Source organism: Streptomyces sp. ADMS, from assembly GCF_033441795.1.
Classification (GTDB): Bacteria; Actinomycetota; Actinomycetes; order Streptomycetales; family Streptomycetaceae; genus Streptomyces.
In genome coordinates this window covers 17,636-30,447 of sequence record NZ_JAVFVX010000014.1, presented here as the reverse complement: position 1 = coordinate 30,447, position 12,812 = coordinate 17,636, and the positions used below count along the sequence as shown (strand labels likewise).

At 71.6% G+C, this 12,812-nt stretch carries 11 protein-coding genes; 4 read left to right on the top strand and 7 right to left on the bottom strand.

The genetic code is table 11. The annotated features are described in order from the left end of the window. Window positions 1–367 precede the first annotated feature (367 nt). Window positions 368–1,678, bottom strand: a complete 1,311-nt coding sequence (locus RB628_RS09145; RefSeq protein ID WP_318319813.1) for an AI-2E family transporter — start codon at window positions 1,676–1,678, stop codon at window positions 368–370. 82 nt (window positions 1,679–1,760) lie between these two features. After that, window positions 1,761–1,955 carry a DUF3046 domain-containing protein gene (locus RB628_RS09140; protein WP_318319812.1) on the bottom strand — a complete coding sequence of 65 codons (195 nt, stop codon included), beginning with the start codon at window positions 1,953–1,955 and terminating at the stop codon, window positions 1,761–1,763. An 80-nt stretch (window positions 1,956–2,035) separates the two neighbouring features. Between RB628_RS09140 and RB628_RS09135 the strand changes: the two genes are divergently transcribed. Continuing rightward, window positions 2,036–2,980 (top strand): hypothetical protein, encoded by a 945-nt coding sequence (locus RB628_RS09135; RefSeq protein WP_318319811.1) that lies wholly within the window; start codon window positions 2,036–2,038, stop codon window positions 2,978–2,980. A gap of 27 nt (window positions 2,981–3,007) precedes the next feature. On the opposite strand, the gene RB628_RS09130 is transcribed toward RB628_RS09135, so the two are convergent. The 3 genes from RB628_RS09130 to RB628_RS09120 are packed head-to-tail and all read right to left on the bottom strand — an operon-like array spanning window position 3,008 to window position 4,913. Continuing rightward, a complete protein-coding gene (locus RB628_RS09130; protein ID WP_318319810.1) occupies window positions 3,008–3,316 on the bottom strand; it encodes an AzlD domain-containing protein in 309 nt (102 codons plus the stop codon). Then, window positions 3,313–4,023 (bottom strand): AzlC family ABC transporter permease, encoded by a 711-nt coding sequence (locus tag RB628_RS09125; protein ID WP_318319880.1) that lies wholly within the window; start codon window positions 4,021–4,023, stop codon window positions 3,313–3,315. Before RB628_RS09125 ends, RB628_RS09130 begins: the two co-directional genes overlap by 4 nt. After that, the gene (locus RB628_RS09120; RefSeq protein ID WP_318319809.1) at window positions 3,924–4,913 is read right to left on the bottom strand and encodes an AraC family transcriptional regulator; all 990 of its coding nucleotides are present in this window, start codon (window positions 4,911–4,913) and stop codon (window positions 3,924–3,926) included. Before RB628_RS09120 ends, RB628_RS09125 begins: the two co-directional genes overlap by 100 nt. Window positions 4,914–5,229: 316 nt before the next feature. Between RB628_RS09120 and RB628_RS09115 the strand changes: the two genes are divergently transcribed. The 3 genes from RB628_RS09115 to RB628_RS09105 are packed head-to-tail and all read left to right on the top strand — an operon-like array spanning window position 5,230 to window position 11,830. Further along, on the top strand, window positions 5,230–10,134 hold the full coding sequence (locus tag RB628_RS09115; protein ID WP_318319808.1) for an ATP-dependent helicase: 4,905 nt from the start codon (window positions 5,230–5,232) through the stop codon (window positions 10,132–10,134). Between the two features lie 39 nt (window positions 10,135–10,173). Further along, window positions 10,174–11,013, top strand: coding sequence for an Fpg/Nei family DNA glycosylase (locus RB628_RS09110; protein WP_318319807.1), 840 nt, complete (start codon window positions 10,174–10,176; stop codon window positions 11,011–11,013). Between the two features lie 52 nt (window positions 11,014–11,065). Next, complete coding sequence (locus RB628_RS09105) at window positions 11,066–11,830, top strand: SDR family NAD(P)-dependent oxidoreductase (protein WP_318319806.1); 765 nt, start codon at window positions 11,066–11,068, stop codon at window positions 11,828–11,830. Here the strand turns inward: RB628_RS09105 and RB628_RS09100 are convergent. Both RB628_RS09100 and RB628_RS09095 read right to left on the bottom strand, forming a co-directional pair. Beyond that, a complete protein-coding gene (locus RB628_RS09100; protein WP_318319805.1) occupies window positions 11,778–12,053 on the bottom strand; it encodes a hypothetical protein in 276 nt (91 codons plus the stop codon). The genes RB628_RS09105 and RB628_RS09100 overlap by 53 nt on opposite strands. A gap of 299 nt (window positions 12,054–12,352) precedes the next feature. Continuing rightward, window positions 12,353–12,727, bottom strand: coding sequence for a helix-turn-helix domain-containing protein (locus RB628_RS09095; protein ID WP_235474452.1), 375 nt, complete (start codon window positions 12,725–12,727; stop codon window positions 12,353–12,355). Window positions 12,728–12,812 lie beyond the last annotated feature (85 nt).

Sequence of the window (12,812 nt, the reverse complement as noted above, 5' to 3'; positions counted from 1 at the left end):
TCACGTCAAAGACGCTAACGCCTGCCACTGACAATGCGCCCCGACGCCCGTCCGGCCTGTGGATAACTCGGGCACACATCTATGAAAACCCTGACGAAATCCCCGTCGAGAGCCTCGCCGGAACCTCAATCAGAATGGATGTTCGATTTTTGTGTCAAGCGCGACACACGGCACCTCCGAGACCGAGTTCGTGGTCCGACGGGCGGCCCGGATGCCGGGGTCGCACTCCAGGAGCCCACGAACGAGGCATCGTCGACCGGACAGGGCGGTGCCGGGCACCCCTGTCACACTGCGAGCCCCCGCGACACCCGGGCGGCAGGCGGCGGCCGCGCGGCGTACGTGAGCGGCGCCGCGGCCCGGGGCTCGCTCACGCGGGCGTGGAGCCCTTCCCCGGATCCGAGTGTGTCGACCCCTGTTCCGGCACCCCCGCGGAGTGCGCCGAATTCTCGGTGACGGCAACCCGCCGCCCGTCCACCAGGTTCCGCACCCGCGTGACGACACTCGTCCCCCGGCCCCGTCCGCGGTGCCCCTGGACACGAGGGTCGTCCGTGACGTCATACCGCTTCACGTACGCCCCCAGGAACGCCTGGAGCGTGGCGACCGCCGGGATGGCGATCAGCGCGCCGACGGCGCCGAGGAGCGCGGTGCCGGCGACGACCGAGCCGAAGGCGACCGCGGGGTGGATGTCGACGGTCTTCGCGGTCAGCTTGGGCTGCAGCACGTAGTTCTCGAACTGCTGGTAGAGCACGACGAAGACCAGCACCCACAGTGCGTACCAGGGGTTGACGGTGAAGGCGATCAGCATCGGCAGGGCGCCGGCGAGATAGGTGCCGATGGTCGGGAGGAACTGCGAGACCAGCCCCACCCAGACGGCGAGCACGGGCGCGTTCGGCACGTCCAGGAACTCCAGCAGGACGTAGTGGGCGACCCCGGAGATGAGCGCCATCAGGCCGCGGGAGTACAGATAGCCGCCGGTCTTGTCGACGGCGATCTCCCACGCGCGCAGCACCTCGACCTGCCGGGCGGGCGGCAGTACGGAGCACAGCGTGCGGCGCAGCCTCGGCCCGTCGGCGGCAAAGTAGAACGCGAACAGCGTGATCATCAGCATCTGGAAAAGGCCACCCAAGACCTGGGTGGAGACGTCCAGGACACCGGTGGCACTGTTCTGTACATAACTGCGCAGCCAGTCGGAGCGGAGCAGGCCCTCCTGGACGTCCACGCGCTTCAGGTCTGTGTTGAAATGCGCGTTGATCCAGCTGATGACGGAGTCGAGATAGGCCGGGAAGTCCTCGACGATCTTGATGATCTGGCCGGCGAGCATGGAGCCGAGCAGGGTGACGAATCCGGCGATCGCGATGAGCAGGCCGATGAAGACCAGGAAGGTCGCCAACCCCCGGCGCACACCGCGCGCCGCCATGCGACTCACCGCGGGTTCGATCGCGAGCGCGGCGAAGAACGCGATCAGGATGTTGATCAACAGGCCCGTGAGCTGATGGAAGGCCCAACTGCCCAGTTGGAACAGGCCGACGAGGGCGAGCGCCAGCATCATGGCACGCGGCAGCCAGCGTGGCATGCGCGCGCCCTGCCCGGCGGCGTTCCCGGCCGGGGGCGGGGGCGGCGTCGCGCCGAACGGGGACGCCTGCTGTCCGAGCTGCCCGGTGTCGTCTGTGGATGCCACGGTGCAAGTCTCGCCCACGCCACCGGCAATCAGTCGCCGCCCTGCGACCTTCGCGGCCGACCGGCGTCACTTACGTACGATTTCAGCGGTTTTCCGCCGGAACGTTCATAGCAGTGCACACCACACGCCACACGTCCTTGGCCTCCCAACCGGCGTCCAGTGCCTCGTGCACAGTCCGTCCGCCGAGTTCCGTCATCACGTGGTCGCGCGCGAAGGTGTCGGCATACCCCGACCCGAAGTGTTCCGCCATCCGCTGCCAGAAGACCGTCAACCGCATGACTTCAGTATCCCGCCCCTGAGGGTGGGCCGACGCCGTGACCGCTCGCCGGGACCGCTCTGCGCCCTACGGTCTGACACATGGCCGAAACAGGAGCATCCCCACTCCCCCCGACGCCCCCGGCGCGCTCCCCGCTCTTCCGTGCCGAGCACTTCGTGTGGCTCACCGCGCGCGTGCTGGAGCAGCGCCGCTTCGCGTACCACTTCCTGAACGGAGACGCCGACTCGGTCGAGACCGCGCTGGACGCCTACCGCAACGAGGACGGCGGATACGGCCACGCGCTGGAACCCGATCTTCGCGGCCCCGTCAGCCAGCCCCTGCACACAGGGCACGCGCTGCGCGTCCTGGACGCCATCGGGCGCTGCGGCGGGCAGCGGGTGGAGCGCGTGTGCCGCTATCTGACCTCGGTCTCCGCGCCGGACGGCGCGCTGCCGGCGATCCATCCCAGCCAGCGCGGCTATCCGGCGGCGCCGTTCGTGTCGATCGTGGCCGATCCACCGAGCGAACTCCTCGCCACCGGCCCGGTGGTGGGCCTGCTGCACCGCAACGAGGTGTGGCACGCCTGGCTGTTCCGGGCCACGGACTTCTGCTGGCAGGCCGTCGACTCCCTGGAGAAGTCCCATCCGTACGAGGTGGAGGCCGCCGTGGCCTTCCTGGACTCGGTTCCGGACCGCTCACGCGCGGAGGCGGCGGCCGACCGGCTGGGCCGCCTGGTGCGCGAGCAGCGGCTCGTGGCACTCGACCCGGAGCGCCTCGGCTCCCACCCGGTGGCCCCCGGCTACGCCCCGGGCGAGCACCACTTCCCGTACGACTACGCGAGGACACCGGGCTCGCTCGCGCGCGCGTGGTTCACGGAGGAGGAGATGACACGCTCCCTGGACTTCCTCGCGAGCGAGCAGCGCGAGGACGGCGGCTGGCCCATCCGCTGGCGCGCGTGGGCACCGGGCACCGCCCTGGAGGCACGCCCCATGGTGACGGTCGAGGCACTGCGCACCCTGCAGGCATACGGCCGCCCCGTCGGCTGACCCCCACAGCGCGGGCACGGCCCCACCTCAGCCGGTCATCGCCCGAACCACCGCCGTCACCGCCACGGCCGCCGCGACGACGAGCAGGAAGGGAGCGCGCAGCACCAGCGCCACGGCGGCTGCGGCGAGCCCTGCGGCCTTCGCGTCCAGGACGAGCACCCGCCCGTCGGCGGAGGCCTGCTGGGCCGTGAGAGCGGCAAGGAGGGCGACGGGCAGCAGGACGGCCAGCCGCCTGACGAGCGGACGTTCCAGAGCGCCGGCGGGCACGAGCAGTCCGGCGAGTTTGACGGCGTAACAGCCAATGGCCGTCACGCCGATCGCGATCCAGACGTTCAACGGTCCACACCCTTTCCGTCCCTCGCCCCACGACGGGCCTGTACGTACAGAACAGCGGGCGCGGCGAGCGCGGCCGTCAGCACCGGCACACCGGCGGGCAGTACGGGCAGCAAGCCGAGCACCAGCACCACGGCGAGGCCCGCGACAGCACGCTCCGCGCCGGACTTCAGCATCGGCGCGAGCAGTGCCAGGAAGACGGCCGGCCCGGCAGCGTCCAGACCCCACGCGTCGGTGTCCCCAATGGCCCCGGCCCCCAGTCCGCCGAGCAGCGTCGTGAGGTTCCACAGCACGTACAGGGTGAGCCCGGTGACGACGAACCCGATACGCGCGCTGCGCCGCGTGGGCTGCGCCAGGGCGACCACCGTGGTCTCGTCGATGACCCACTGGGCCGCGAACGGCCGCACCGCGCGCGGGAGGGCCAGCAACTGCGACAGACGCAGCCCGTAAACGGCGTTGCGCGCCCCCAGGAAGAAGGCTCCCGCTGCTGCGGTGAGCGGATTGCCGCCGGCCGCGAGCGCGCCCACGAGCGCGAACTGGGAGGCCCCGGTGAACACCAGAAGGCTGAGCGCACAGGTCTGCAGAAGGGTGAGCCCACTGCCGACCGAGGTCACTCCGAAGGCGAAGCCGGACAATCCGACGGCGACCCCGACCCCGAGGGCGTCTCGTACGACGGCGGCGTCCGGCTTGCCGCCGTCGTCGGCACGTATGTCTGCGAAAGCTGTCTGTTCTGCCACTCGTCGGACGGTAGGAGCAGGTACCCCGACGGGTCTTGTACGTTCTTGCGCTCGCGCTGGTACGCCCCTGGGGGCACGCCCACGATCCGGGTGAAGTGCCGGTTGAGGTGGGGTTGATCGGTGAAGCCGACGGCGACGGCCGCGTCGGCGGGTGCGGTACCCGCGTCCAGCAACCGCCGCGCCCGACGCACGCGCGCGTGCGTCAGCCAGGCGTGCGGCGGCAACCCGTACGTGTCACGGAACGCCCGCAGCAGCGCGAAAGGGCTGGTGCCAAGGTCTTTGGCGAGTTTCTCCAGAGTCGGCGGCTCGGCCATCGTCTCCTCCAGCACAGCACGGGCGCGTGCCGCGATCCGCCAGCCCGCCGTATGCACCGTCCGTTCCTGAAAGGCCCCGCCGTTGAGCCGGAGCAGCCGGGTCACCGCCACCCGCAGGAGCGTGTCGGCGGCCAACGCGTTGCCCTCCTCCGCCGCACGCAGCACCTCATGTACGAGAGCGACCGAATACTGATCGTCGAACACGGGCGCGGCAAAGCCCGGGGTCCCCCGGATCGCCGTGGTCTCCGCGGCGATCGCGGCCACCACGTCGGGCGCCGGGTAGACAGCCCCGTACCGCCATCCCTCGGGCACCCCCGCGCGCCCCGTGTGCGGTGTATCGGGATTGACCAGCGCGAGCGCCCCCGGCCCCGCGTACTGATCGGTCCCCCGGTGGTGAAAGACCTCCACCCCTTCGGAAATGGCGGCGATGACGAAGTTCTCGTGGGTGTGCCGGACAAAGGTCTTGTGGATGTACCGGGCACGCAGAAGATCGACACCGGGCAACTCCGCGTATTGCCAGTGCCGAGCCAGCTCCACCGAACCTGCCATACCCACCATTCTCCGTGAGGGCGGCCCAGCCCGCCGAGGCGCACTCCCGCGCAGCCTCCGCAGCGGCCGGCGCGTCAAACACCGCCAGGTTGGTGAGAAGCCGGTTCCGCGCCCGACCGAGGACGGCTCCCCCGGCGCGACCCCGACCCAGCACACAACCGAGCGCACGCCCCCGGCCGGGAAGCCGCACACGACCACGCCCCACTCACCACCAACCCGCCGCCGCACCCCACAGCCTCACAGCTCCGCGGCTCCCCAGCCGGAGGCAAACGTGCAGGTCAGGCCGATTGTCAGTGCCGAGGTGCAGGATGGACGCATGGTCAGCTCCGCACACCGAGCCCTCGACGGCTTCTCCCCCGCGACCCGCGGCTGGTTCACGGGGGCCTTCTCCACGCCCACCGCGGCCCAGGCCGGCGCGTGGCGGGCCATCGGCGAGGGCTCGGACGTGCTGGTGGTCGCCCCGACCGGCTCCGGCAAGACCCTGGCCGCGTTCCTCGCCGCACTCGACCAGCTCACCTCGACACCCCCGCCGGCCGACCCCCACAAACGGTGCCGCGTGCTCTACGTGTCCCCGCTCAAGGCCCTCGCGGTCGACGTGGAACGCAACCTGCGCAGCCCTCTGACGGGCATCCGCCAGGAATCCGTACGCCTGGGTCTGCCCGAGCCCGAGGTCAAGGTGGGCATCCGCTCCGGCGACACCCCGCCCGCCGAGCGCCGTGCCCTGGCCACCCGCCCGCCGGACATTCTGATCACCACCCCGGAGTCGTTGTTCCTGATGCTCACGTCGGCCACGCGCGACGCGCTGACGGGCGTGGAGACGGTCATCCTGGACGAGGTGCACGCGGTCGCGGGCACCAAGCGCGGCGCGCACCTCGCGCTCTCCCTGGAGCGACTGGACGAGCTGCTGCCGAGGCCTGCCCGGCGCATCGGCCTCTCGGCGACCGTCCGCCCGGTCGACGAGATCGCGCGCTACCTCTCCCCCGGTCGCAAGGTGGAGATCGTCCAGCCCAAGTCCGGCAAGGAGTTCGACCTCTCGGTCGTCGTCCCGGTCGAGGACCTGGGCGAACTGGGCGGCTCCCCGGTCGCCGACGCGAACGAGGGGGCCGAACGGCCGTCCATCTGGCCGCATGTCGAGGAGCGGATCGCCGACCTCGTCCAGGCGCACCGCTCGACGATCGTGTTCGCCAACTCCCGCCGCCTCGCCGAGCGCCTGTGCAACCGGCTCAACGAGATCGCGTACGAGCGGGCCACCGGCGAGCCCCTCCCCGAACACCACGCTCCCGCCGAACTGATGGGCGGCTCGGGCGCGGCCCAGGGCGCGCCTCCGGTCATCGCCCGGGCCCATCACGGGTCGGTCTCCAAGGAACAGCGCGCGCTCGTCGAGGAAGACCTCAAGGCCGGCCGGCTGCCCGCCGTGGTGGCCACCTCCAGCCTCGAACTGGGCATCGACATGGGCGCCGTGGACCTGGTCGTCCAGGTCGAGTCACCCCCGTCCGTGGCCTCCGGGCTGCAGCGCGTCGGCCGCGCCGGGCACCAGGTGGGCGCGGTCTCCACCGGCGTCGTCTTCCCCAAGTACCGGGGAGACCTCGTCCAGGCGGCTGTGGTCACCGAGCGCATGCGTACCGGTTCCATCGAGTCCCTGAGGGTCCCCGCCAACCCCCTGGACGTCCTCGCCCAGCAGCTCGTCGCGATGGTGGCGCTGGACACCTGGCAGGTCGACGACCTGCTGACCACGGTCCGCCGCGCGGCGCCCTTCGCCTCCCTCCCGGAGTCGGCGTTCACCGCCGTCCTCGACATGCTCGCGGGCCGCTATCCGTCGGACGCGTTCGCGGAGTTGCGCCCGCGCGTGGTGTGGGACCGCGTCGCCGGCACGGTGACCGGCCGCCCTGGCGCGCAGCGTCTCGCCGTCACCTCCGGGGGCACGATTCCGGACCGCGGGCTCTTCGGGGTCTTCCTCGCCGGCGCCGATCCCAAAAAGGGCGGCGGCCGGGTCGGCGAGCTGGACGAGGAGATGGTGTACGAGTCCCGCGTGGGCGACGTCTTCACGCTCGGTACGAGCTCCTGGCGCATCGAGGACATCACCCGCGACCGCGTCCTGGTGTCCCCCGCTCCCGGGGTCCCGGGCCGTCTCCCCTTCTGGAAGGGCGACCAGCTGGGCCGTCCCCTCGAACTGGGCCGCGCGGTGGGCGCGTTCCTGCGCGAGGTGGGCTCACTGTCCGAGGAAGACGCCCGCCTCCGGCTCCTCGCCGCCGGCCTTGACACCTGGGCCGCCAGCAATGTCCTCTCCTACCTGGCCGAACAGCGCGAGGCCTGCGGCCACATCCCGGACGACCGGACCATCGTCGTGGAGCAGTTCCGCGACGAACTCGGTGACTGGCGGGTCGTCGTCCACTCCCCCTTCGGAGCCCAGGTCCACGCCCCGTGGGCGCTCGCCCTGGGCGCCAAGCTCGCCGAGCGGTACGGCATGGACGCCCAGGTCATGCACGCCGACGACGGCATCGTGCTGCGTCTCCCGGACGCCGATCTGATGGGCCTGGACCTGCTCGGCCAGGAGCCGGTGAAGACCGGCACCGCCTTGAACACGGCGGTCGACGCCGAGCAGGCCCCCGTAGGCGCGGCGGACGTGGCGTTCGACAAGGGCGAGGTCAACCAGATCGTCACCGACCAGGTGGGCGGCTCGGCCCTGTTCGCGGCCCGCTTCCGCGAGTGCGCCGCGCGCGCCCTGCTGCTCCCACGCCGCAACCCCGGCAAACGCACCCCCCTGTGGCAACAGCGTCAACGGGCCTCCCAACTGCTCCAGGTAGCAAGCGAGTTCGGTTCGTTCCCCATCGTCCTCGAAGCCGTCCGCGAATGCCTCCAGGACGTCTTCGACGTGCCCGGGCTCGTGGAACTGATGGGTGACATCGAGTCCCGCAAGGTGCGCCTGGTCGAGGTCACCACCCCTGAGCCCTCCCCCTTCGCACGCTCCCTCCTCTTCGGGTACGTCGCACAGTTCCTGTACGAGGGCGACTCACCGCTGGCCGAGCGGCGTGCCGCCGCCCTGTCGCTGGACTCGCGGCTGCTGTCCGAGTTGCTGGGCCAGGCGGAGCTGCGCGAACTGCTCGACGCCGAGGTCCTGACCGAGCTGGAGCGGGAACTCCAGTGGCTCACCGAGGACCGGCGCGTGAAGGACGCCGAAGGCGTGGCGGACCTGCTGCGCCTGCTCGGCCCCCTCACGGACGCCGAGTTGGCCGAGCGCGGAGCCGATCCGCAGTGGGCCCGGGAGCTGGCCGACGCCCGCCGAGCGATCCGGGTCCGCATCGGCGGCGCCGGCCACTGGGCGGCGATCGAGGACGCGGGCCGTCTGCGCGACGCGCTCGGCACGGCGCTGCCGGTAGGTGTCCCGGAGGCCTTCACCGAGCCGGTGAAGGATCCGCTCGGCGACCTCCTCGCCCGGCACGCCCGCACCCACGGCCCGTTCACCTCGACCACGGCGGCAGCCCGTTTCGGCCTGGGCGTGGCGGTCACCGAGGGCGCACTTCATCGTCTGGCGGCAAGCGGCCGTGTCGTACAGGGGGAGTTCCACCCGGCGGGCATCGGCCAGGAGTGGTGCGACGCGGCGGTCCTGCGGCGTCTTCGGCGCCGCTCCCTGGCCGCCCTGAGGCACGAGCTGGAGCCGGTGCCGCCCGCGGCGCTCGCCCAGTTCCTGCCGCAGTGGCAGCACATCGGCAAGGGCCATTCGCTGCGCGGCATCGACGGACTGGTGCGTGCGGTCGAGCAGTTGCAGGGCGCCTCCGTGCCGGCGTCCGCCCTGGAGAAGCTGGTCCTGCCGTCCCGGGTGGCGAACTACGCCCCCGCGATGCTCGACGAACTCACGGCAGCCGGCGAAGTCATCTGGGCCGGGGCGGGCGCCCTCCCCGGCAAGGACGGATGGGTGTCGCTGTACCTCGCGGACGCGGCCCCGCCGCTCCTGCCACCGCCCCACCCCCTGGAACCCACCGCACTCCACCAGTCCGTCCTCGACACCCTCAACGGAGGCTACGGGCTGTTCTTCCGCCAGATCGCCGACCAGGTCCGCGCCACCACGCACCCGGACGCCACGGATCCCCAACTGGCCGACGCCGTCTGGGACCTGGCCTGGTCGGGCCGGCTCACGAACGACACGCTCGCCCCGATGCGCGCCCTCCTCGGCTCGGGCCGTACCGCAGGCTCGACGGCACACCGGGCGAAACGCGCCGTCCCCCGCGGTCGGTACGGCTCACTGACGTCCGCCGCGCGCCCCGCCTCGCGCAGCGGCCCACCGACCGTGGCCGGCCGCTGGTCCCTGCTCCCCGGGCAGGAACCCGACCCGACCGTCCGCGCCCACGCCCTGGCCCGCACCCTGCTCGACCGCCACGGCGTGGTGACCCGGGGAGCCGTTTCGGCGGAGGGCATCGAAGGCGGCTTCTCAGCCGTGTACCGCGTCCTCTCCGCCTTCGAGGACAGCGGTCAGGCCCGTCGCGGCTACGTGGTGGAGGGCCTCGGAGCCGCCCAGTTCGCCATGGACGGCGCGGTGGACCGCCTCCGGGCAACAGCGAACGTCCGAGATCGCGGCGACTCCCGGCCCGTCCCGGCATTCGGCACCGTCATCCCCGGAAACTCCCGCACACCGGGCGATGACGCCACGGCCGACACACACGGCGTCGTCTTCCCCGCGGAGCACGGCTTCGCAGAGTACGGCTTCACAGAGGACGTCGACCTCGACTTCAGCTCCGAGTCCCCCCGCTCCCCCACCGCCCAGAACACGCTCGCCTCCCCCCACGGCTTCGCCGGAAACGTTCTGTCCCGCACCCACTCCGCTTCTTCCGGAGCCATCCGTGCCGTAGTCCTCGCCGCCGCCGATCCGGCGAACGCGTACGGTGCCGCGCTCCCCTGGCCCGAGCCCCCGACCGACGCCGGCCACAAGGCGGGGCGCAAGGCCGGTTCGCTGGTGGTCCTGGTCGACGGAGAGCTGACGCTCTACATGGAACGCGGCGGCAAGACACTGCTCGCCTGGCCCTCCGCACCTGACAGCCGGCCAACCGACGACCCCCGTCTGCGCGCGGCGGCGGAAGCCCTCGCCGCAGCGGCCCGCGCAGGTTCCCTCGGCACGGTCACGGTGGAACGGGTCAACGGCGCCTCGGCCCTGACCTCCCCCTTCGGCACCCTCCTGGAAGGAGCGGGCTTCATCGCGACCCCTCGCGGCCTGCGCCTGCGCGCCTGAGCAGCGGCCTCGTTCACTCCAACATGCCACCCTGGACCCATGCCCGAAGGTGACACGGTCTGGCAGGCCGCGAGGCGGCTGAACGACGCGCTCGCGGGCAAGGTGCTGACCCGTTCCGATCTCCGTGTGCCCAAGTACGCCACGGCCGACCTCACCGGCCGCACCGTCCTGGACGTCACCCCGCGCGGCAAGCACCTCCTCACCCGTGTCGAGGGCGGCCTGACCCTCCACTCGCATCTGCGGATGGACGGTTCCTGGAGGGTGTACGAGAACGGCCGGCGCTGGAGCGGCGGCCCGTCGCACCAGATCCGGGCGATCCTCGGCAATGCGGACCGCACCGCCGTCGGCTACCGCCTCCCCGTACTCGAACTCCTGCGCACTGGCGACGAACACCGGGCCGTCGGTCACCTCGGCCCCGACCTCCTGGGCCCGGACTGGGACCCCGACCAAGCTCTCGCCAACCTCCTCACGGCCCCTGCCCGTCCCCTCGGCGAAGCCCTGCTCGACCAGCGCAATCTCGCCGGCATCGGCAACGTCTACAAGAGCGAGCTGTGCTTCCTCCTGGGCGTCACACCGTGGCTGCCCCTCCGCGATCTGCCCGCCGACCGCATCACGAAGCTGCCCGCGCTCGCGAAGAGACTCCTCGAAGCCAACCGGGACCGCCCCGTCCGCAGCACTACGGGCCGGCGGGGCCAGGACATGTTCGTCTACGGCCGTGCACCTCGCCCCTGTCTGCGCTGCCACACCCCGATCCTCGTCGCCGACCAGGGCGACGGCTCGCGAGAACGCCCCACCTACTGGTGCCCGACCTGCCAACCGGGCCCGGCCCCCACCCCCGGCAGCGCCAGAACTCGGCGGAAGTCAACCCCGTACAACTGACTTCGCGCACGAACAGTTGACGACCCATCAGAAACTTTCGTACCGTCCCAACATGCCTGTACAGGCGTACGACCTCACCGGACGCACCGCATTCGTGACCGGAGCCGCCAGTGGCATCGGACGCGCATCCGCCGTACTGCTCGCCGAAGCGGGCGCGGTGGTGCACTGCGCCGACCGGGACGCGCAGGGACTGCACGAGACGGCGACGCTGATCAAGGGCATGGGCGGCACGGCCCGTACCCACCATCTGGATGTCACCGACCGGGCCCAGGTACGGCAGGCCGTCACAGCGTGCGAGCGACTGGACGTCATGGCGGCGGTCGCCGGGATCATGCACAGCAGCCCCGTACTGGAGACACGTGACGAGGATCTCGACCGGGTCCTGGGTGTCAACTTCAAGGGCGTGCTGTACGCCTGCCAGGAAGCGGCCCATCTGATGATCTCCGGGAACACCAGAGGCAGCATCATCACCATGGCTTCGGGCGCCGTCGACACCGGCAACCCCGGCCTGCTCTGCTACGGCGTGGCGAAGGCAGCGGTCGTCCAGCTGACGAAGACGCTGGCCGCCGAGATCGGGCGCCACGGCATCCGCGTCAACGCGGTCGCGCCGGGGTGGATCCGTACGCCGATGACCGACCGCCACGACGGCGAGGCACAGGCGCACGCCGAGGCTCTGATGGCCCGGATGTCCCCACTGGGCCGGGTCGGCGAGCCGGAGGAGGTCGCGCACGCGGTGCTCCACCTGGCGTCCGACGCGTCGGCGTTCACGACGGGCCAGATCCTCCGCCCGAACGGCGGCGTAGCGATGCCCTGGTAGGACCGGCACCCCCACCGGCCTGCCCCCGTACCACCCCCGCGACGCGCGCCCCCCGGGTCTTCGGCACGCAGTGCACCGGAAGCAGGCTCAACCCCCACCCCCCGGCCGCGACCGCCCCCTCCAGCGCCCCCGCACCGGGCGCCAGCACGAGCCGCAGAACGGCCCACCACCACAAGGCCCCGAGCCCCAGAAGCGCCCCCCAGTGAACTGTCCGCACCGTCATGACTCACCTCCGGCCCCACGCTAGAACGCCACGCTCACCCACACACAGGGCGCATCACCGGCACAGAGGCGCACCGCTTTCCCGGAGGCGACCGCCCGGAACGCCCGCATGCGCCCGCCTCCTCCCCACCATGACCGCCCGACGACCCCCCGGCAAACGGACCCATGACGGACGGACCGATGGAGGGACTCATGACCCGTGCCGCCGAAACGCACAACGCGAAAACCCCGACCACACTCCCCCGGGTCTCCCCGGAGAAGCCCCGGTCGGGGCTCTCAGGCACTCACTGTTCGTGCACCTCAGGCGGCGACGACATCCACCGCCTCGGCGGGCGCCTTGATGGTCACCCGTTCCGGTGGCACACCGGCCACCGATACGGAACCCAGCATGGGACGCACCGGCGTGGGCACAGGCTCGTTGGCCGCAGCAGACTGGGCCAGCTCGGCGAGGGCGAGCTCGTCGCTCACTTCCCGCATGAGCTCGGACATCCGTACGTCCAGCGCGTCGCAGATCGCGGACAGCAACTCGGAGGATGCCTCCTTCTGCCCCCGCTCCACCTCGGAGAGATAGCCGAGTGAGACTCGGGCGGACGAGGAGACTTCGCGCAGAGTACGGCCCTGGCGCTGGCGCTGCCGACGCAGCACGTCACCCAGCAGGCGACGGAGCAGAATCATCGGTGGCTCCCTCCTCGGACCGCGTAGCCGCATCCTTCACGCCCCACCGTACCGCCTTGCGCCGCGGCCGTGCGGGGAGCGATGT

Excerpts from the sequence above, each read along its gene's own strand:
- RB628_RS09100 (WP_318319805.1), bottom strand. The coding sequence starts at position 12,053 with ATGACGGTGCGGACAGTTCACTGGGGGGCGCTTCTGGGGCTCGGGGCC.
- RB628_RS09105 (WP_318319806.1), top strand. The coding sequence starts at position 11,066 with ATGCCTGTACAGGCGTACGACCTCACCGGACGCACCGCATTCGTGACC.
- RB628_RS09135 (WP_318319811.1), top strand. The coding sequence starts at position 2,036 with ATGGCCGAAACAGGAGCATCCCCACTCCCCCCGACGCCCCCGGCGCGC.
- RB628_RS09120 (WP_318319809.1), bottom strand. The coding sequence starts at position 4,913 with ATGGCAGGTTCGGTGGAGCTGGCTCGGCACTGGCAATACGCGGAGTTG.
- RB628_RS09140 (WP_318319812.1), bottom strand. The coding sequence starts at position 1,955 with ATGCGGTTGACGGTCTTCTGGCAGCGGATGGCGGAACACTTCGGGTCG.
- RB628_RS09095 (WP_235474452.1), bottom strand. The coding sequence starts at position 12,727 with ATGATTCTGCTCCGTCGCCTGCTGGGTGACGTGCTGCGTCGGCAGCGC.
- RB628_RS09115 (WP_318319808.1), top strand. The coding sequence starts at position 5,230 with ATGGTCAGCTCCGCACACCGAGCCCTCGACGGCTTCTCCCCCGCGACC.
- RB628_RS09110 (WP_318319807.1), top strand. The coding sequence starts at position 10,174 with ATGCCCGAAGGTGACACGGTCTGGCAGGCCGCGAGGCGGCTGAACGAC.